We start from the raw sequence: 18811 nt of genomic DNA on the forward strand, positions 1-18811 counted from the left end.
CACCCGCCCGGCAGCAGCCGGTGATCACTCCGCCCGCAGCGGGACCGACACGTACGACGGGTCGGCCGCGGGGGAGGAGAAGGTCAGCTGCGCGCCGGTCGGGTTGTGCTCGATGTAGAGCGGGTCGACGGTGTCGACGACCAGCGCGAGCCGGTGCCCGGCCGGGACGTCGTAGGCCGTCGAGAAGAGGTCCAGGTCGACGCCGAACGGCTGCCCCGGGGTCCGGTCGTGGAAGGTGTACGGGGCGTTGCTGACGAGCTTCCCGAGGCCGAGCGGGCCCACGTCGTAGAGGTACGCGACGAGGGTGCCGCTCTCCTTGGTGGAGCTGACCGTGGTGTGCACCTTCACCGTGCCGCGGACCCGCTGCGGGGTGTCGTACCGCTCCGACTGCCAGACGCCGGCGAAGGCGCGGGGGAGGAGGGGCACGGAGGCGACGGGCGGGGCCTGGAAGAACTGGTCCAGGAGGTTGGAGAGCATCACGATGCCGCCGTTGGCGCCGGAGTCGACGTTCGCCCGGATCCGCTGCGTGCCGCCGAGGTCGAACTTCCGCCGGTTCGCGTCGAGGGACTTCCAGTCCGGGTAGCCCTCGTAGGGCGCGTCGGAGCGCGGCTTCACCCGGACGGGCTGCTCGCGGTCGACGCCGTTGTCCTCGCCCTTGAGGTAGTGGTCGAACCAGCGGTGGGCGCTGGTCCAGGTGTCGTTGGGCAGGCCGAGGAGGCCGGTGGCCTCGGCGGTGGCGTGGTCGCCCGGGCGGAATTCGAGCCGCTTGGGGCCGGTGAGCTTCTCGTAGAAGCTCGCGTACTGGTTGGGCGGGAAGATGGTGTCGCCCCAGGCGTTGCCGAGCATGATCGCGGCGCCGTTGGCGTTGATCCGGTCGAGCTGCTCGGCGGCGGAGCGCTTGCGGCCCCAGGCGATCATGTCCTCCTCCTTGTCCAGGTTGGACGAGAGGAAGTCGCCGAGGATCTCCTGGAGTTCGGGACCGGGGCGGCCGGTGAGATAGCCGGCGCCGCCGAGCAGCGCGGCGGCCTGGAGGTGCTGGGTGCGACCGCTGTAGATGGACTCGATCAGGTCGGCCCAGCCGCTGAGCGCGGCGACGGCCTTGATGCGGGGGTCGTGGGCGGCGGCGAGCAGGCTGATCCCCGCGCCGTACGAGACGCCCGCCATGCCCACGTGGGCGGGGTCGGAGGGGGTGTTCGCGAGGGCCCAGTCGATCACCTTGGAGGCGTCGGCGATGTCCTTCGGTCCCGCGGTCTCGATCTCCCCGCCGGACTGCCAGAAGCCACGGGAGTTGTAACTCACCACGACGTAGCCGGAGTCGGCGAGCTTCTTGGCCTGGGCGAGGTACTCGACCTGCGGCACGGCCCAGCTGGTGGGCAGCACGATCAGGGGGTGGCGGGCGGTGGAGCCGGCTCCGGCGGGCGTGACGACGTTGGCCTTGAGGACGGTGCCGCCCTCTCCGGTGATGTCGACGAAGCGGATGGATCCGGCGGTCTCGGCGGCCTGGGCGACGGGGGCGGACCCGAGGGCCGTCCCGGCCACGAGAGCGGCCGAGACGGCGAGGACCAGGGATGCGCGCACGGGGCACTCCTCACTGGGGGGCACTGTTGGGGGGCAGTGAAAGTGACCCGACGGTAACCGGGGTGCCTTACCCGTGGTAACTGGTCGGTAAGTTACGTGCGGGTAACGATTGGTGGGGCCTCCAGGAGGGCGACGGCCTCCGCCAGGTCCGCGTGGGCCTCCGCGTGATGCCCGGTCGCCACCAGGAACATCGCCCGGTCGGTGAGGGCCTGGGGGAGCGCGGTCGCGGCCTCCTCCAGGCCGCGGGCGAGTGCGACCCCCTCGTCGAACCACGGCCGCAGGGGCTCCGCGGACCCGCGGGAGACCCCGAAGTGCGCCGTCCGCAGGGTCAGTCGGCGGTGGACGGTGTACAGCTGCGGGAGCGCGCCGGCGGCGGCGAGACGGGCCGCCTCGGCCTCAAGGGCGGGGATGCCCCCGCGATAGGCCTCCCGCACGTCCGGCGACCACTGGGTGCCGTGGACGCCGAAGGGCGGCACCGGGGCCCCGGGCGACGCGGCCGGCTCGTCGGGGCGGCCCGACAGGACGAACAGCGTGACCCACACGCCGGCCATGTGGTCGCCCGTCCCGTCCCGCTCCGCGAGCCGCGCGACCACGTCCAGCGCCTCCCGGCGGGCGGCCGCCCCCTCGGCCGGACGCCCGGCGTCCTCCAGGAGCCGTGCGCGGTGGACCAGCTCCCACGCAAGCTCCGGGGGCGGCGTCCCCTCCTCGGCGGCCCGTCGTCGTCCGGCCCCGACGGTCCGGTCGAAGGCCTCCGCCGCCTCCTCGTGGAGCCCGGCGGCGGACAGGGCCGCAGCCAGCTCGTACACCTCCCACGCCGGGAACCCCGCCCCCGCGGCCGGCCGGCGCCGGTGGATCTCCACGGCCTCCCGGTGCCGCCCCTCCTCGGCGAGGACGTACGCCAGGCGGCGGTCGCCGCTCAGCGTGTACATCTCCTCGCACGCCGCCCGTCCCTCCTCCCGGCGGCCGAGGGCGAAGAGCTCCCGCTCGTACGCCCGCAGGGCGTCGTGCAACAGCTCGAACCGCCTCGGCTCGCCGGCCTCGATCCGGCGCGCGGCGTCCACCGCCTCGGCGAACAGTCGCAGTTCGGCCCCCGGGACGGTGGTGCGGTACGCCGTCCGCAGCAGGGCGCCCACCAGCTTCGGCAGGTAGGCCCGCGGGCTCACCTCCGCCAGCACCCGGTACGCGCCCAGCTCCTCCGCGAGGTCCAGCCGCCCCGACCCCAGCAGCAGCACCCGCGCCCGCAGCACCGCGTCCTCGTCGTACTTCCGTGCGTTCCCCATGAGCCCCCTGTTCTCCGTGTGATGCACGACGGAGATTCTGGGAGCTGGACGACAGGCCGGACAAGGCTCGCGAACTGTGCGTTCCGTCCTACGAAAACCGGCTCTGACCTGTCATGATGGTGACGTCTTCACTCCGAGGGGAGGGGCCGGTGCAGCGCAGGGCCGACGCACCCGACGTGTTCGATCCCCGGATCCACGCCGCCGGCATCCCGCACGACCGCTTCCGCGTCCTGCGCGACCGGGCGCCCGTCTCCTGGCAGGAGGAACCGGAGCTCCTCGGCTGGCCCGCCGGACCGGGCTTCTGGGCCGTCACCCGGCACGCCGACGTCGTCCGGGTGCTGAAGGACGCGGGGACGTACTCCTCGCACCTCGGCGCCACCCAGATCCGCGACCCCGACCCCGCCGACCTGCCCTTCATCCGCCGCATGATGCTCAATCAGGACCCGCCGGAGCACGGGCGGCTGAGGCGGCTCGTCAGCCGGGCCTTCACACCCGGGCGGATCGAGCGCTTCTCCGCGACCGCCCACGGCCGGGCCCGCGAGCTGCTCGCCGCCGCGTTCGCGGACGGCGGCGAGGTGGACCTCGTCCGCGCCGTCACCGACGACTACGCGCTGCTCAACCTCACCGACCTGCTCGGTATCCCGGCGGGCGACCGGGGGCTCCTGCACGCCTGGACCGAGCGGGTCATCGCCTACCAGGACCCCGACGAGCCACCGGTCCTCGACGCCGAGGGGCGGCCGGTCAACCCCCGCTCACCCGCGATGCTCGCCGAGATGTTCGGCTACGCCCAGGAGCTCGCCGCGTACAAGCGGAGGCACCCGGCGGACGACGTCATGAGCGCCCTCGCGGCCTGTGAACTCGCCGACGCCGAACTGGAGATGTTCTTCTTCCTCCTCACCGTCGCCGGGAACGACACCGTCCGGAGCGCGGCCCCCGGAGGCATCCTCGCCCTCGCCGAACACCCGGAGGAGCAGGCCAGGCTGTGGCGCGGGGAGGTCTCCCCCGACACCGCGGTGGACGAACTCCTGCGCGTCCACCCGCCCGTGCTCTCCTTCCGCCGCACCGCCGTCCGCGACACCGGGCTCGCCGGGCGGAGGATCCGGGCCGGCGACAAGGTCGTCGTCTTCCACGCCTCCGCCAACCACGACGAGCGGGCCTTCCCCGACCCGCACCGCCTGGACCTCGGCCGGACCCCCAACCCGCACGTCTCCTTCGGCGACGGACCGCACGTGTGCCTCGGCGCCCACTTCGCCCGGCTCCAGCTCCGGGTGTTCCACGAGGAGGTGCGCGCGGCCTGCGGCGGTCTGGCCCTCGCGGGGCCGCCCCGGCGCCTCGTGTCCAACTTCGTCAACGGGATCAAGTCGCTGCCGGTGCGGCCGCTGGGGCCGTCCGCGCCGCCTGCGTGACGTCGGCCACCAGCTCCACCACATCGGGCCCGTACGCCTGCGAGTTGACCACTCTGAGGAGCAGCACGAAGGAGCCGTCCGGCCCGTACTTCCCGGTCAACGCCTGGTGGTGGCGTGCCAGATGCCGTGCCGCTGCCTGGTTGCTGACGGCGGCCTGGCCGCAGATCAGGAACACCGGCCGGGCGCCCTCGCCCCGTGTGACGCGCGCGAGGACGACGTACTCGTCGACCCCCCACTCCGGGCGGTAGGACGTGCCGGCCACGGTGATCATCCCCCGGTCCTCGCGCGGCTCCTGCTCGACGTTCATCGTGAGCCCCGGCAGAAGGTTCGGCAGATGGGCCGCCATACGCCGGTTGGAGTAGGGGCCGCCGATGCAGAACTCGGCTATCTCCCCCAGGCCCTGACGGGCCGTGTCGTGCTGCACGACACGGGGCCGCGCCCCGCAGTCCTTGATCAGCGCCGACAGTTCCAGCAGCGCCGACACGTCGGTGGCGTGCACCCCGCGCTCGCTGCCGGCCAGCCGGTTCACCACGAGCAGGCACTCCGAACCCGGGGGGAGCCCGAAGAAGGCCTGCTTGCGGCGCAGGCGCCGCCGCCAGAAGTAGGTGCGGGTCAGCCACCCGAGCGAGCCGCTGACACCGGTGGCCAGGACCCCGAGCACCACGTTGCGCACGTCGTCGTTCATGGGCGCGCATGCTAGCGGCGATCCGGCCTCGTGTTCGAGGCGGTCCTGACGGAAGGCGGCGCGGGAAGTTACGCTGCGCGGACGGTCGTTGACTGGAGGTAGGAATGCGTCGCTCCGCCGCAGGCAGGGTCTCACTTCTCGCCGTCGCGGCGACGGTGCTCTCCATGGGCGCCGCCGCGCCACCGGGCACGGCCACGCCGCCGGTGAAGGAGCCCGTCGCCGTCGGGTACGGCGGTGCCGTCGCCAGCGTCGACGCCGACGCCTCGGCGGCCGGCATCGAGGTGCTCCGCAAGGGCGGCAACGCGGTCGACGCCGCCGTCGCGGTCGCGGCGGCCCTCGGCGTCACCGAGCCGTACTCGGCGGGCATCGGGGGCGGCGGGTACTTCGTGTACTACGACGCGAAGAGCCGTACGGTGCGGACCGTCGACGGCCGCGAGACCGCGCCCCGCTCCGCCGGCGCCGACCTGTTCCTGGAGAACGGCGCGCCCATCCCCTTCGAGGAGGGCCAGACCAGCGGCCGCGGCGTCGGCGTCCCCGGCACCCCCGCCACCTGGAAGGCCGCCCTCGACGCCTGGGGCACCAAGCGGCTCGGCACCCTGCTCGAACCCGCGGAGCGGCTCGCCCGCGAGGGCTTCACCGTCGACTCGACCTTCCGGGCCCAGACCGCGGGCAACGAGGCCCGGTTCCGGGACTTCCCGGCCACCTCGGCGCTCTTCCTGCCCGGCGGGCAGCTGCCCGCGGTCGGCTCCGTCTTCAAGAACCCCGACCTGGCCCGTACGTACGAGAAGCTCGGCCGCGAAGGCGTCGGCGCCCTCTACCGGGGGCCGCTCGCCCGGGACATCGTGGACACCGTCCGTACGCCCCCGGTCCGCGAGGGCGCCACCCGGAAGGTCCGCCCCGGCGACCTGACGGAGGCCGACCTCGCCGCGTACCGCACCGAGTCCCGCAGGCCCACGAAGGTCTCCTACCGGGGCCTCGACGTCTACGGCATGGCCCCCTCCTCCTCCGGCGGTACGAGCGTGGGAGAGGCGCTCAACATCCTGGAGGGCACCGACCTCTCGGCGGCCACTCGGGCCCAGTACCTGCACCGCTTCATCGAGGCCAGCCGCATCGCCTTCGCCGACCGGGGGCGCTGGGTCGGCGACCCGGCGTTCGAGCGGGTGCCGACGCGCGGGCTGCTCGCCCAGCGGTTCGCCGACTCCCGGGCCTGCCTGATCCGCGACGACGCCGTCCTCACCAGCCCGCTCGCCCCGGGCGACCCGAGCAGCCCGGTGCCGTGCGCGAGCGGCGGCACCGCCGCCCCGACCCCGTACGAGGGCGAGAACACCACCCATCTGACGGTGGCCGACAAGTGGGGCAACATCGTCGCCTACACCCTCACGATCGAGTCCACCGGCGGCAGCGGCATCACCGTGCCCGGCCGGGGCTTCCTGCTCAACAACGAGCTGACCGACTTCTCCTTCGCCCCGGCGAACCCGGCCGTCCACGACCCGAACCTGCCCGGCCCCGGCAAGCGGCCGCGCTCCTCGATCTCACCGACGATCGTGCTCGACCGGCACGACCGTCCCGTCCTGGCGCTCGGCTCCCCGGGCGGCGCGACCATCATCACCACGGTCCTCCAGACCCTGACGGGCGTCCTGGACCGGGGCCTGCCCCTCGTCGACGCGATCGCCGCGCCGCGCGCCAGCCAGCGCAACCAGACCACCACCGAGCTCGAACCCGCCCTGTGGAACAGTCCGCTGAGGACGGAGCTGGAGGGGATCGGGCACGGCTTCCGGCAGAATCCGGAGATCGGCGCGGCGACCGGCGTCCAGCGCCTCCCCGACGGCCGCTGGGTGGCCGCCGCGGAGACGGTCCGCAGGGGCGGCGGCTCGGCGATGGTCGTCCGGCCGGACGCCCGCTAGAGCGCCGTCAGGACGCGCGGGCCCTCGTCCGTGATCGCCACCGTGTGCTCGGCGTGGGAGGCGCGCGAGCCGTCGGACGTACGGATCGTCCAGCCGTCCCGCGCCGTGTAGTGCTCGTCCGTGCCGCCGCCGATGAGCATCGGCTCGATCGCGAGCACCATGCCGTGGCGCAGCCTCATGCCCCGGCCCGGGCGTCCCTCGTTGGGGACGCCCGGGTCCTCGTGCATGGCGCGGCCGATCCCGTGGCCGCCGAAGCCGTCCGGGATGCCGTACCCCGCGGCCCGGCAGACCCGGCCGATCGCGTGGGCGATGTCGCCGATGCGGTTGCCGACGACGGCCGCCGCGATGCCGGCGGCCAGGGCCTCCTCCGCCGCGGCGATCAGCCGGGTGTCCTCCGGCCGCGCCGGGCCGACCGTGAAACTGACCGCCGAGTCGCCGGCCCAGCCGCGCAGGGTCGCCCCGCAGTCCACGGAGACCAGGTCGCCCGGGGCCAGGCGGGTCCCGTCCGGGATGCCGTGCACGATCGCGTCGTTCACGGAGACGCACACCACCGCGGGGAACGGCACCGGAGCCCACTCCGGGTGGTAGTCGAGGAAGGGCGAGCCGGCGCCCGCCTCGTCGAGCACCTCGCGCGCGGCCCGGTCCAGTTCGGTGAGCGGCACGCCGGGCGCGGCCTTCTCCCGTACGGCGGCCAGGGCACGGGCCACCACCCGGCCGGACTCGCGCATGGCCGCCAGGGATTCGTTCGTCTTGATCTCCACCATAGCCAATTACTATACCGGTATTAGAATGGCGGCATGGTGCGCACACCCCTGACCCCCGAAGAGCGCGAGCGCGGCGAGCGCCTGGGCCTCCTCCTGCGCGCGGCGCGCGGCGAGCGGTCCATGGTCGAGATCGCCGCGGCCGCCGGCCTCTCCGCCGAGACCCTCCGCAAGATCGAGACGGGCCGGGCCCCGACGCCGGCCTTCTTCACCGTCGCGGCCCTGTCGGGCGTCCTCGGCCTGTCCATGGACGAGCTCGTGGCGCTCTGCACCCCGGCGCCCGTCTGAGCGACCTCAGACGGAGACCGCCAGCTGGACGCGGCTGTGGCGCGGGCGCTCGATCTCGTCCAGGAGGGCGAGTGCCAGATCGGCGTGGGCGATCCGGCCCGGGCCGTCGATCACCGTGCCCACCGCCGTCCGGTAGCCGCCGGTGCGCGCCGCCTCCGCGTTCAGGTCCATGCCCGGAACCACCATCAGCCAGTCGAGCCCGGCCCCGGCCTCCGCCGTGAGCAGCTCGAACTCGGCCACGTGCCCCTGGGAGAACGTCCGCCACGCCTCCGGGAAGTCGGGCGCGTCCATCAGGCGCACCCCCGGGGCGGTCTCCAGGGTCGTGGCGATCCCCAGCGTGAGCAGCCGCCCGACGCCCGCCTCGGTGAGACCGGAGACCATCGCCCGCGCCGCGGCCGTGAAGAAGTCGACCGAGGGGACGTCGAGACGGACCGCCGCGTTCACGGCGGCGTCGTGGCCCGCGGCGAGCGCCGCCACCGAGGCCGCGTCCGTCGCGTCCCCCCGTACGAGCGCGACCCCCGCCCCCTCCAGGTCGCGGTACGCCGCCGGGTCGCGGACCACGGCGGTCACCCGGTGTCCCCGGGCCACCGCCTCCGCCACGGCCGCCCGGCCGACCCGCCCGCCGGCCCCGAAGATCACGATGTTCCCGCCGGTGCTGTCACTGCTGTCGTTGTCCATGGCCGGACCGTAGGACGGGCACCCCTGGTTACTTCAACGGTACTGGGCTAGCGTCGGCCGCATGATGGAGCAGTCGTCCCTGGAGCCGTCGTCCCGGGAGCCGTTGAGTCCCGCTCTCTTCCACGACCCCGACTGCGGCGGCAGCCCCGCCCAGCCCATCCGCGTCGGCGGCAAGTGGACCGCGATGGTGCTGCGCTGCCTGGAGGACGGCGCGTCCCGCCGCTTCTCCGAACTCCGCGTCCCCCTGCACTGGATCACCCCCAAGGTCCTCACCGAGACCCTCCGCTCCATGGAGCGGGACGGCTTCCTCACCCGCACCGTCCACGACGAGAACCCGCCCCGCGTCGAGTACGCCCTCACGGCCCTCGGCCGGTCCCTCCTCGCTCCGCTCGACACGGCCTGCGCCTGGGCGCGCACCCACGCACCGGAGATCACCGAGGCGCGTACCGCGTACGGGCGTGCGACCCCGGCATAGGCTGCGGGCATGATGCCCGAAGAGGTGCGGCGCAGCCGCTACATCAGCCTGACCACCTTCCGGAAGAACGGCACGGGGGTCCCGACGCCCGTCTGGCACGCGGTGGAGGACGGCGAGCTGTACGTGCTGAGCCGCGACGACGCCTGGAAGGTCAAGCGCCTGCGCAACGACCCCCGGGTCGAGGTCGCCGTCTGCGACCTGCGCGGCAACGTCGCCGAGGGTGCCGAGCGGTACGCCGGTACGGGCCGGCTGGTGGAGGGCGAGGAGCTGCGCCGGATCCGGCGGCTGCTCTACCGCAAGTACACCTGGCAGTACTGGCTGACCGACGTGCCCGCGATGATCTTCCGGCGCGGCAAGCGCCCGCACACGGGGATCGTCGTGACACTCTGACGGGCCCGGCGCCTCCCCCGAGCACACGCACCCAGCCGAAAACGGTCCGTAGTCGTCCCGTAACACGACTGCGGTCCAATACCCGCGGACCGGAAGGTTCCAGTCGACGGCGGGCAGGTGCGAGACGCATGACGGTGTATCAACTCCCGGTGGAAATCGCCGCGTTCCGGCACTGGCTGACGGAGCTCGTCAGCCGGATCAGGCCGGACGGCGGCTGGTACGGAGTCTTCGCCGCGCGCGATCCGGAGGGGCTGCGCGCCTGCTTCGACGGGGCCGAGATCCTGCCGTGGGACGTCGTCGAGTCCCTCCTCCAGGACGCCGCGGAGACCACCGTCGGGCCGTTCGCCACCCGGGGCCGGAGGCTGTACGCGTCGGCCGCCGGCGCCCACGACCGCCGGCCCGGCGGGGCCGAGGCCCTCGCCGAACGCCGCGACCTGATGGAGCGCGAACGCCGCCACGCCGAGTCCCGCACCCGTGACCTCGCCGCACGGCTGCGGACCGCCCCGGACCCGGCCGAGGCCGCGCGCCTGGAGCACGACCTCGCCTGGACCCGCGACGACCACGCCAGGGCCACCGCCCGCGTGCGGGAACTGACCGGCAGGCTGGCCCGCCTGGGCGCGGAAGCCGCCCGGGACGCGGCGGACTCCGGTGCCGCGTCCCCCGGGGGCCCCGCGCGCGGAGGCGCGAGCGCCGTGCGCCAGGGCGAGGGCGCCGTCCGCCCCGGCGGGGCCGCCGCGCCCGCCGCCGGGCCGTCCAAGGCCGCACGGCGCCCCCGGGGCGCCCGGTACGCCTGGCTCGAAGAGGAGGGCGCCGAGGCGGTGGCGGAGGCGCCCGTCCCGCTGCCCGCGCTCCCGGCCGGGGGAGCGGCGCCCCGCGGGGCGCGCTTCGGCGGCGCCGATGCCGTCGCGGCCGTCGCGGGCCCCGCCGAGGACCCCGCGGAGGCCGTGCGCGCCGCGGCCAACGCCGTGTACGCCCTGCGGCGCCTGCGCGTCCAGGGCCGCAGCGGCGAGGCCCACGCCCTGCTCTGCGAGGCGCTCGCGGGCCCGCCCGCCCGGCTGCCGGCCCTCGCGGCGGAGCTGCACCGGGCCGGGCTCGGCGCCGACTGGTCCACCCTGCTCTGGGAGGCGGCCTCGCTGCCGCCCGGCCGGCTCGCCGCCGTCGCCGGTGTGCTCGCCGACGCGGGCCGGGCGGCCGACTGCGAGCAGCTGCTCCGGCAGGGCGTGGCGCGCCCGGTCGAGGAGCTCGCCGGGGCGTGCGCCGCACTGCGGGCCGAGGGCCACCACCGCGAGGCGCACGCCCTGCTCACCGCGTTCGTCCGGGTCCGGCCCCCCGGGGACGCCGCCCGGCTCGCGGGCGCGGATCCGCACGGGCTCGTCCCCCGGCTGCTCGCCGCGGCCCGCGCGGTCTCCGCGTCCCGGGAGCGGGACCTGCTCCACGCCCTGCGGGTGGCGGGCCTGGCCGGGGTCTGAGGGCGGACGCGAACGGGGCTGCCGGGGCCCCGTTTCCGTACGGGCGGGTACGGGTCCGTACGTGTCGGTACGTGTCCGACGTGGACCACTCGGGTATGAAACATGATCGACCCGGCCGCTTCACGGCGGCGGTCTTGCTCCGGGGTGTGACGGGGCTTACGTTCTCCTCCTACGCACCGCGTCTACGGGCGTAGAGGCTCTCTGACGCCGTGCCGAAGGAGCAGCTCATGACCGACGTCGTACGCGCCGCGCTCGTCCAGGCGACCTGGACCGGCGACACCGAATCCATGATCGCCAAACACGAGGAGCACGCCCGGGAGGCCGCCCGGCAGGGCGCCAAGGTGATCGGCTTCCAGGAGGTGTTCAACGCCCCCTACTTCTGCCAGGTCCAGGAGCCCGAGCACTACCGCTGGGCGGAGCCCGTCCCCGACGGGCCGACGGTCCGCCGCATGCAGGACCTCGCCCGCGAGACCGGCATGGTGATCGTGGTCCCCGTCTTCGAGATCGAGGACTCCGGCTTCTACTACAACACCGCGGCGGTCGTCGACGCCGACGGCTCCTACCTCGGCAAGTACCGCAAGCACCACATCCCGCAGGTCAGGGGCTTCTGGGAGAAGTACTACTTCCGCCCGGGGAACGCGGGCTGGCCGGTCTTCGACACCGCCGTCGGCAAGGTCGGCGTCTACATCTGCTACGACCGCCACTTCCCCGAGGGCTGGCGCCAACTCGGCCTCAACGGAGCCCAGCTGGTCTACAACCCCTCCGCCACCTCGCGGGGGCTCTCCTCCTACCTGTGGCAGCTGGAGCAGCCCGCCGCCGCCGTCGCCAACGAGTACTTCGTCGCCGCCATCAACCGCGTCGGCCAGGAGGAGTACGGCGACAACGACTTCTACGGCACCAGCTACTTCGTCGACCCGCGCGGGCAGTTCGTGGGCGAGACCGCCTCCGACAAGGCCGAGGAACTCGTCGTCCGCGACCTCGACTTCGGCCTCATCGAGGAGGTCCGCCGGCAGTGGGCCTTCTACCGGGACCGCCGCCCCGACGCGTACGAGGGGCTGGTGCGCCCGTGACCAGCCTGTACCACCGGCACCGGGCCGTCATCCCCGACTGGGTCGCCCTCTACTACCGCGACCCCCTGGAGATCACCCACGGCGACGGCCGCCACGTCTGGGACGCCGAGGGGCGCAGGTACCTGGACTTCTTCGGCGGCATCCTCACCACCATGACCGCCCACGCCCTGCCCGAGGTCACCAAGGCCGTCGCCGACCAGGCCGGGCGGATCATCCACTCCTCCACGCTCTACCTCAACCGCCCGATGGTGGAGCTCGCCGAGCGCGTCGCCGGGCTCTCCGGCATCCCCGACGCCCGGGTCTTCTTCACGACCTCCGGTACCGAGGCCAACGACACGGCCCTCCTCCTCGCCACCGCGTACCGCCGGTCCAACCAGATCCTGGCGATGCGCAACAGCTACCACGGCCGCTCGTTCTCCACCGTCGGCATCACCGGCAACCGCACCTGGTCGCCGACCGGCCTCTCCCCGCTCCAGACCCTGTACGTGCACGGCGGCGTCCGCACCCGCGGTCCGTACGCCCAGTACACCGACGAGCGGTTCATCGAGGCCTGCGTCGCCGACCTCGAGGACCTCCTCGGCCACACCCGGGACGTCGCCGCCCTCATCGCCGAGCCGATCCAGGGCGTCGGCGGCTTCACGTCCCCGCCCGACGGGCTGTACGCCGCCTTCCGCCGCGTCCTCGACCGGCACGGCATCCTCTGGATCTCCGACGAGGTGCAGACCGGCTGGGGACGCACGGGCGACCACTTCTGGGGCTGGCAGGCGCACGGCCAGGCCGGACCGCCCGACATCCTCACCTTCGCCAAGGGCATCGGCAACGGCATGTCCGTCGGCGGCGTCGTGGCCCGCGCCGAGGTCATGAACTGCATCGACGCCAGCTCCATCTCGACCTTCGGCGGCTCTCCGGTCACCATGGCCGCCGGGCTCGCCAACCTCGCGTACCTCCTGGAGCACGACCTCCAGGGCAACGCCCGCCGCGTCGGCGGCCTCCTCATCGAACGGATCCGCGCCGCGACCGCCGGTGTCGCCGCGGTGCGGGAGGTCCGCGGGCGCGGCCTGATGATCGGCATCGAGCTCACCGAACCGGGCACCGACCGGGCGAACCCGGCCGCGGCCGGCGCCGTCCTGGAGGCCGCCCGCGAGAACGGCCTGCTCATCGGCAAGGGAGGCGGCCACAACACCAGCACCCTGCGCATCGCCCCGCCGCTCTCGCTCACCGTCGCCGAGGCCGAGGAGGGCGCCGCCGCCCTCGAACAGGCCCTCCGAACCATCTAGCCGGCAGGGGAGAAGCACCGTGAGTACCCGTACCCTCATCCGCGGCGGTCTCGTCGTCACCGCCTCCGACGAGACGCACGCGGACGTGCTGATCGAACACGGCCGGGTGGTCGCCCTCGCGGCGCCGGGAAGCCAGCAGTGGACCGCCGACCAGGTGATCGACGCCTCGCAGAAGTACGTGATCCCGGGCGGCGTCGACGCGCACACGCACATGGAACTGCCGTTCGGCGGGACGTTCGCCTCGGACACCTTCGAGACCGGGACCCGGGCGGCGGCGTGGGGCGGGACGACGACGATCGTCGACTTCGCGGTGCAGTCGCGGGGCGATTCGCTCCGGGCGGGCCTGGACGCCTGGCACGAGAAGGCGGACGGGAAGTGCGCGATCGACTACGCCTTCCACATGATCATGTCGGACGTGAACGAGTCGACGCTCAAGGAGATGCCGAAGCTCGTCCAGCACGGCGTCTCCTCGTTCAAGCTGTTCATGGCGTACCCGGGGGTCTTCTACTCGGACGACGGGCAGATCCTGCGGGCGATGCAGCAGGCCGGCGACACCGGCGGCCTGATCATGATGCATGCGGAGAACGGCATCGCGATCGACGTCCTGGTGGAGCAGGCCCTGGCCCGCGGCGAGACGGACCCCCGCTACCACGGGGAGGTCCGCAAGGCCCTCCTGGAGGCGGAGGCCACCCACCGGGCGATCCAGCTCGCGCGGGTCGCGGGCTCCCCGCTGTACGTCGTGCACGTGTCGGCGCAGGAGGCCGTCGCGGAGCTGGCGGCCGCCCGCGACCTGGGGCTTCCGGTCTTCGGCGAGACCTGTCCGCAGTACCTGTTCCTGTCCACGGACAACCTCGCGGAGCCCGACTTCGAGGGCGCCAAGTACGTCTGCTCGACCCCGCTCCGGCCGAAGGAGCACCAGGCGGCGCTGTGGCGGGGGCTGCGGACGAACGACCTCCAGGTGGTCTCCACCGACCACTGCCCCTTCTGCTTCGTCGGCCAGAAGGAGCTGGGCCGGGGCGACTTCTCGAAGATCCCCAACGGCCTGCCGGGCGTCGAGAACCGCATGGACCTGCTCCACCAGGCCGTCGTGGACGGGCACATCTCGCGCCGCCGCTGGATCGAGATCGCCTGCGCGAGCCCGGCACGGATGTTCGGCCTGTATCCGCAGAAGGGGACGATCGCGCCGGGCACGGACGCGGACATCGTCATCTACGACCCGCACGCGACGCAGACGCTCTCGGCCGAGACGCACCACATGAACGTCGACTACTCGGCGTACGAGGGGAAGACGGTCACCGGCCAGGTCGAGACCGTCCTCTCGCGCGGCGAGGTGATCGTGGACCGGCGGAAGTACGTGGGCCACGCGGGCCACGGGGTGTTCGTGCCGCGCGGTCTCTGTCAGTACCTGAACTAGGAGAACGACGTTGGACTTCGGACTCGTCCTGCAGACCGACCCGCCCGCCTCGCAGGTCGTGGGCCTGATGCGCCGGGCGGAGCGCAACGGCTTCCGCTACGGCTGGACCTTCGACTCCGCCGTGCTGTGGCAGGAGCCCTTCGTCATCTACAGCCAGATCCTCGCCCACACCACCAAGCTGCACGTCGGCCCCATGGTCACCAACCCCGGGACGCGTACCTGGGAGGTCACCGCCTCCACCTTCGCCACCCTCAACGACATGTACGGCAACCGGACCGTCTGCGGCATCGGCCGCGGCGACTCCGCCATGCGCGTCGCGGGCCGCCGGCCGAACACGCTGGCCCGGCTGGGGGAGGCGATCGACGTGATCCGCGACCTCGCGGAGGGCCGGGAGGCGCAGGTCGACGGCAACGCGATCCGCATCCCCTGGATCACGGACGGCAAGCTGCCCGTGTGGATGGCCGCGTACGGCCCCAAGGCCCTCGCGCTCGCCGGGCAGAAGGCCGACGGCTTCATCCTCCAGCTCGCCGACCCGTTCCTGACCGAGTGGATGGTCAAGGCGGTCCGGCAGGCCGCCGCCGACGCCGGCCGCGACCCCGACGCGCTCACCATCTGCGTCGCCGCCCCCGCCTACGTGGGGGACGACCTGGCGCACGCCCGGGACCAGTGCCGCTGGTTCGGCGGCATGGTCGGCAACCACGTCGCCGACCTGGTGGAGAAGTACGGCGAGCACTCGTCGATGGTCCCGGACGAGCTCACCGCGTACATCAAGGACCGGCACGGCTACGACTACAGCCACCACGGCCGGGCCGGGAACCCGGACACCGAGTTCGTCCCCGACGAGATCGTCGACCGCTTCTGCCTCCTCGGCCCCCCGGAGGCCCACATCGAGAAGCTCCGCCACCTGAAGTCCCTGGGCGTCGACCAGTTCGCCGTCTACAACATGCACGACAACCGCGAGGGCACCATCGACGCCTACGGCGCCGAGATCATCCCGGCGCTCACCGCGTAGCGCGGGACCGCTCGAACCCTCCCGCCACCAGGCCGGTCGCCGTCATCCGGAACTCCCGGGCGACGGCGACCGGCCTTTCGTGATGCCACGTCGGACGAAGAATCGCGTCAGGGGTCTTCCAGAACAATGCGACATGTGAAATTTTACACGTCACGTGTCAGTCATCCGTGTGTCCCCACACACGGCCCCAACGGCCCCGGAGGCCCCCACAGATGCGCCCCGCCCCGATATCGAAGACCCACGCGCGAAGACTTCCCGTCCTCGGCGCGGCCGTCCTCCTCACGCTCGGACTGTTCGCGCCGCAGAGCCAGGCCGCCACCGTCGCCGCCACGAGCGGCGCCACGGCTCCGGCCCCCGCGCCGCGGGCGATCCCCGTCCCCAAGTCGCCCCACGCGATCAGCGACACCCCGCGGTTCCGGCTCTCCTCGCAGGACAGCGCCGAGGAGACCGCCCCCCGGCCCGCGCCCGCGGCCGCCGCGAAGACGAGCAGGCTCGCGTCACCGGCCGCCGCCGACGCCTGCGGCGACCTCTCCGGCGTCATCGACTCCACGGGGACCGCCCTGGTCCAGCAGCTCAAGGCGCTTCCCCAGATCACCTGTACGTACCCGCTGTTCAACCTCACCGGAGAGAACGCGCGGAAGGCCTTCCGCGAGCCCCAGATGGTGACCGTCGCCAACGCGCTGCGCGACGCCTCCGCCTCGTACACGGGCGACAACAGCACCTCCGTCGGGCAGCTCGTCATGTTCCTGCGCGCCGGCTACTACGTGCAGGACAACCACGCTGACGTCGTCGGCGACTACGGCACCGCGCTGGCGGGCGCGGCCCGCGGCGCCCTCGACGCCTTCTACGCCTCCCCGCGCAGCAGGGACGTCACCGACGCCAACGGCGAGATCCTCAACGAGGTCGTCACCCTGATCGACAGCACCCACGAGGCCGGCCGCTACGCCGGCGTCGTCAAGTGGCTGCTCGGCGGCTACGACGCCACCTGGCCCGGCCAGATGAACCTCGCCGTGCAGCACGTCGAATGGGTCGTCGAGAACGGCTTCAAGGCCAAGAACGACGACCGCGGCTGGCGCGCCGCCCTCAAGGCGGACCCCGCCCTCCTCGACACCTGGGCCGGCTTCATCACCCGCAACGGCTCCCAGCTGAACCGCCTCGACGTCGTCAGCAACGTCGGCCGCTACCTCGGCTACGCCCTCGACGTCCCCGAGCTCAAGGACCGCGTCCGGCCGCTCCTGAAGGACCTGATCAACCGCTACCCGAACGTCGGCCCCACCGCGCCGCTCACCATGAACCTGGGCTGGTACACGCGCCAGTACGACCGCGGCAACTGCGCGGCCTACGCCATCTGCGACCTGGGCGCACGCGTCCTGCCCGCGGTCCTGCCGATCCAGCACACCTGCACCCCGGGCCTGAAGATCCGCGCCCAGGACATGTCGCCCGGCCAGCTGGCGAGCACCTGCACGAGCCTGGCGGGCCAGGACGCCTACTTCCACCGGATCATCGGCGACAAGGGCCCGATCCCCGGTGACGTGAACACCGACCTGGAGGTCGTCGCCTTCGACGACTACACCCAGTACGCGCTGTACGCCTGGGCCATCTACGACATCGACGTCGACAACGGCGGCATGTACGAGGAGGGCAACCCCGCCGCCCCGGGCAACCAGGCCCGCTTCATCGCCCACGAGGCCAGCTGGCTGCGCCCCGACTTCCAGATCTGGAACCTCAACCACGAGTACACCCACTACCTCGACGGCCGCGCGAACATGTACGGCGACTTCGAGGCGGGCATGACCACGCCGACCATCTGGTGGGTCGAGGGCATCGCCGAGAACATCTCGTACGGCTACCGGGGCGAGCGGAACGCCGACGCGATCGCCGAGGCCGCCCGGAAGACCTACCGGCTGAGCGACCTGTTCGACACCGTCTACGGCCAGGAGGAGGACCCCGAGGTCAACTCGAACCGGGTCTACCGCTGGGGCTGGCTCGCGGTCCGCTACATGCTCCAGAAGCACCCCGCCGACGTCCAGACCGTGCTCGGCAAGTACCGCACCGGTGACTGGACCGGGGCCCGCACCTTCCTGAAGCAGACCGTCGGCACGCGCTACGACGCCGACTTCACGGCCTGGCTGACGACCGACTGCGCGACGAACGACTGCGGTTCGCTGCCAGACGCCCCGACCGCCGCCACCACCCCGCTCTGCACCCTCACCGACCCCCGGCAGTTCGACCAGAACTGCCGCCGGGACAACCTCGCCGCCGCCACCGGCGACTACAGCTACCACTTCGTGTACCTGCCGGCCGGCGTCACGCGCCTGACGATCACCAGCAGCGGCGGCACCGGCAACGCCGACCTGTACTACGGAGGCGGCAGCTGGGCCACCACCAGCAGCAACCTGGCGAAGTCCGTCCACGCCGGGAACGGAGAGACCCTGACGATCGACAACCCGCCCTCCGGCTGGGTCTACTTCAGCCTCGCCGCCGCGCAGGGCTTCAGCGGGGTGAGCCTCTCCACCCGGACCGGCTGATCCGCTCCGCCGCCCGCGGAACGGCAGGAGCCCCGCCACACCGTGGCGGGGCTCCGTCGATTCGCCGGGGAATCAGGAGAGGAACTCGAAGAACGGTCCGTCGGGCGCGCGGTCACGCACGCACAACGTCACGTCCCTGCCCTTGAGATACGCCAGCAGCCATTCGCCGAACGTCATCTCGTAGAGCGTCCACGACGGACTGTCCATCTCCTGGACCAGGACGCGCCAGGGCGACGAGGAGTCGTCGGGGACGCGGAGGAAGACGTATTCCCCCGTCACCGCCGACGCCACCGGCATCAGCTCACCGGGTTTCGCCCCCACCGGAGTCGGCAGGAACTCCGCCATGTCCTCCTCGGACCAGAACTCGAGGTCTCCCCGGACGGTCTTGCCCAGGCTGTGCAGGAGATGCCCGGCGGGGTGCTCCAGATACAACTGCCCGTTGACCGTCACCGAACCGTAGGCGTCGACGATCTCGCGGAAGTCCGCGGGAAGCGCGACACCGAACTCCCGCTCGAACTCGATCCACGGCGCCGGGTCCGTCCAGTTGAACCGGGGTTCGCCCAGCAGGGCCCGGATCTCCGAAAGCGTTGTCACCT

At 72.9% G+C, this 18811-nt stretch carries 17 protein-coding genes; 11 read left to right on the plus strand and 6 right to left on the minus strand.

All coding sequences use genetic code 11. The features are described from left to right. Window positions 1-24 precede the first annotated feature (24 nt). Both ACFV2S_RS23855 and ACFV2S_RS23860 read right to left on the minus strand, forming a co-directional pair. A complete protein-coding gene (locus ACFV2S_RS23855) occupies window positions 25-1578 on the minus strand; it encodes a CocE/NonD family hydrolase (RefSeq protein WP_385562560.1) in 1554 nt (517 codons plus the stop codon). Between the two features lie 92 nt (window positions 1579-1670). Then, on the minus strand, window positions 1671-2858 hold the full coding sequence (locus tag ACFV2S_RS23860) for a hypothetical protein (RefSeq protein WP_385562563.1): 1188 nt from the start codon (window positions 2856-2858) through the stop codon (window positions 1671-1673). Window positions 2859-2974: 116 nt separating this feature from the next. Between ACFV2S_RS23860 and ACFV2S_RS23865 the strand changes: the two genes are divergently transcribed. Continuing rightward, entirely contained in the window at window positions 2975-4264 is a 1290-nt protein-coding gene (locus ACFV2S_RS23865; protein ID WP_385562566.1) for a cytochrome P450, read from the plus strand. Here ACFV2S_RS23865 and ACFV2S_RS23870 read toward each other — a convergent pair. After that, window positions 4215-4949, minus strand: coding sequence for a hypothetical protein (locus tag ACFV2S_RS23870; protein WP_385562569.1), 735 nt, complete (start codon window positions 4947-4949; stop codon window positions 4215-4217). The two genes, ACFV2S_RS23865 and ACFV2S_RS23870, sit on opposite strands and share 50 nt — an antisense overlap. 104 nt (window positions 4950-5053) lie before the next feature. Here ACFV2S_RS23870 and ggt point away from each other — a divergent pair, with 104 nt between their 5' ends. Then, window positions 5054-6853: a gamma-glutamyltransferase gene (gene ggt, locus ACFV2S_RS23875; protein WP_385562571.1), complete on the plus strand. Its 1800-nt coding sequence runs from the start codon at window positions 5054-5056 to the stop codon at window positions 6851-6853. On the opposite strand, the gene map is transcribed toward ggt, so the two are convergent. Next, window positions 6850-7617 carry a type I methionyl aminopeptidase gene (gene map / locus ACFV2S_RS23880; protein WP_385562574.1) on the minus strand — a complete coding sequence of 256 codons (768 nt, stop codon included), beginning with the start codon at window positions 7615-7617 and terminating at the stop codon, window positions 6850-6852. The two genes, ggt and map, sit on opposite strands and share 4 nt — an antisense overlap. 33 nt (window positions 7618-7650) lie before the next feature. Here map and ACFV2S_RS23885 point away from each other — a divergent pair, with 33 nt between their 5' ends. Then, complete coding sequence (locus ACFV2S_RS23885; RefSeq protein WP_383790561.1) at window positions 7651-7902, plus strand: helix-turn-helix domain-containing protein; 252 nt, start codon at window positions 7651-7653, stop codon at window positions 7900-7902. 6 nt (window positions 7903-7908) lie between these two features. Here the strand turns inward: ACFV2S_RS23885 and ACFV2S_RS23890 are convergent, their stop codons facing one another. Further along, window positions 7909-8580, minus strand: coding sequence for an NAD(P)-dependent oxidoreductase (locus tag ACFV2S_RS23890; RefSeq protein ID WP_385562579.1), 672 nt, complete (start codon window positions 8578-8580; stop codon window positions 7909-7911). 61 nt (window positions 8581-8641) lie between these two features. Here ACFV2S_RS23890 and ACFV2S_RS23895 point away from each other — a divergent pair, with 61 nt between their 5' ends. From ACFV2S_RS23895 to ACFV2S_RS23930, 8 genes are all read left to right on the plus strand, one after another. Continuing rightward, window positions 8642-9055, plus strand: a complete 414-nt coding sequence (locus tag ACFV2S_RS23895; RefSeq protein ID WP_385562581.1) for a winged helix-turn-helix transcriptional regulator — start codon at window positions 8642-8644, stop codon at window positions 9053-9055. Between the two features lie 9 nt (window positions 9056-9064). Further along, a complete protein-coding gene (locus tag ACFV2S_RS23900; protein WP_385562584.1) occupies window positions 9065-9445 on the plus strand; it encodes a PPOX class F420-dependent oxidoreductase in 381 nt (126 codons plus the stop codon). 128 nt (window positions 9446-9573) lie between these two features. Beyond that, window positions 9574-10914 carry a UL36 very large tegument protein gene (locus ACFV2S_RS23905; protein ID WP_385562587.1) on the plus strand — a complete coding sequence of 447 codons (1341 nt, stop codon included), beginning with the start codon at window positions 9574-9576 and terminating at the stop codon, window positions 10912-10914. 227 nt (window positions 10915-11141) lie between these two features. Next, window positions 11142-11984 carry a nitrilase-related carbon-nitrogen hydrolase gene (locus ACFV2S_RS23910; protein WP_385562590.1) on the plus strand — a complete coding sequence of 281 codons (843 nt, stop codon included), beginning with the start codon at window positions 11142-11144 and terminating at the stop codon, window positions 11982-11984. Then, on the plus strand, window positions 11981-13261 hold the full coding sequence (locus ACFV2S_RS23915; protein WP_385562593.1) for an aspartate aminotransferase family protein: 1281 nt from the start codon (window positions 11981-11983) through the stop codon (window positions 13259-13261). Before ACFV2S_RS23910 ends, ACFV2S_RS23915 begins: the two co-directional genes overlap by 4 nt. 19 nt (window positions 13262-13280) lie before the next feature. Continuing rightward, window positions 13281-14675 (plus strand): dihydropyrimidinase, encoded by a 1395-nt coding sequence (gene hydA, locus ACFV2S_RS23920; RefSeq protein ID WP_385562596.1) that lies wholly within the window; start codon window positions 13281-13283, stop codon window positions 14673-14675. A 10-nt stretch (window positions 14676-14685) separates the two neighbouring features. Continuing rightward, entirely contained in the window at window positions 14686-15687 is a 1002-nt protein-coding gene (locus ACFV2S_RS23925) for a TIGR03842 family LLM class F420-dependent oxidoreductase (RefSeq protein WP_385562599.1), read from the plus strand. A gap of 212 nt (window positions 15688-15899) precedes the next feature. Continuing rightward, entirely contained in the window at window positions 15900-18215 is a 2316-nt protein-coding gene (locus tag ACFV2S_RS23930) for a collagenase (protein WP_385562602.1), read from the plus strand. A 72-nt stretch (window positions 18216-18287) separates the two neighbouring features. Here the strand turns inward: ACFV2S_RS23930 and ACFV2S_RS23935 are convergent, their stop codons facing one another. Continuing rightward, window positions 18288-18809 carry an SMI1/KNR4 family protein gene (locus tag ACFV2S_RS23935; protein ID WP_385562605.1) on the minus strand — a complete coding sequence of 174 codons (522 nt, stop codon included), beginning with the start codon at window positions 18807-18809 and terminating at the stop codon, window positions 18288-18290. Window positions 18810-18811 lie beyond the last annotated feature (2 nt).

Origin of the sequence: Streptomyces sp. NPDC059695, assembly GCF_042733785.1 — a bacterium.
Classification (GTDB): domain Bacteria; phylum Actinomycetota; class Actinomycetes; order Streptomycetales; family Streptomycetaceae; genus Streptomyces.

Coding starts and splice junctions, on each gene's coding strand:
- ACFV2S_RS23900 (WP_385562584.1), top strand. CDS start 9,065: ATGATGCCCGAAGAGGTGCGGCGCAGCCGCTACATCAGCCTGACCACC.
- ACFV2S_RS23860 (WP_385562563.1), bottom strand. CDS start 2,858: ATGGGGAACGCACGGAAGTACGACGAGGACGCGGTGCTGCGGGCGCGG.
- ACFV2S_RS23870 (WP_385562569.1), bottom strand. CDS start 4,949: ATGAACGACGACGTGCGCAACGTGGTGCTCGGGGTCCTGGCCACCGGT.
- ACFV2S_RS23885 (WP_383790561.1), top strand. CDS start 7,651: ATGGTGCGCACACCCCTGACCCCCGAAGAGCGCGAGCGCGGCGAGCGC.
- ACFV2S_RS23865 (WP_385562566.1), top strand. CDS start 2,975: ATGGTGACGTCTTCACTCCGAGGGGAGGGGCCGGTGCAGCGCAGGGCC.
- ACFV2S_RS23905 (WP_385562587.1), top strand. CDS start 9,574: ATGACGGTGTATCAACTCCCGGTGGAAATCGCCGCGTTCCGGCACTGG.
- map (WP_385562574.1), bottom strand. CDS start 7,617: ATGGTGGAGATCAAGACGAACGAATCCCTGGCGGCCATGCGCGAGTCC.
- ACFV2S_RS23930 (WP_385562602.1), top strand. CDS start 15,900: ATGCGCCCCGCCCCGATATCGAAGACCCACGCGCGAAGACTTCCCGTC.
- ACFV2S_RS23890 (WP_385562579.1), bottom strand. CDS start 8,580: ATGGACAACGACAGCAGTGACAGCACCGGCGGGAACATCGTGATCTTC.
- ACFV2S_RS23910 (WP_385562590.1), top strand. CDS start 11,142: ATGACCGACGTCGTACGCGCCGCGCTCGTCCAGGCGACCTGGACCGGC.
- ggt (WP_385562571.1), top strand. CDS start 5,054: ATGCGTCGCTCCGCCGCAGGCAGGGTCTCACTTCTCGCCGTCGCGGCG.
- ACFV2S_RS23895 (WP_385562581.1), top strand. CDS start 8,642: ATGATGGAGCAGTCGTCCCTGGAGCCGTCGTCCCGGGAGCCGTTGAGT.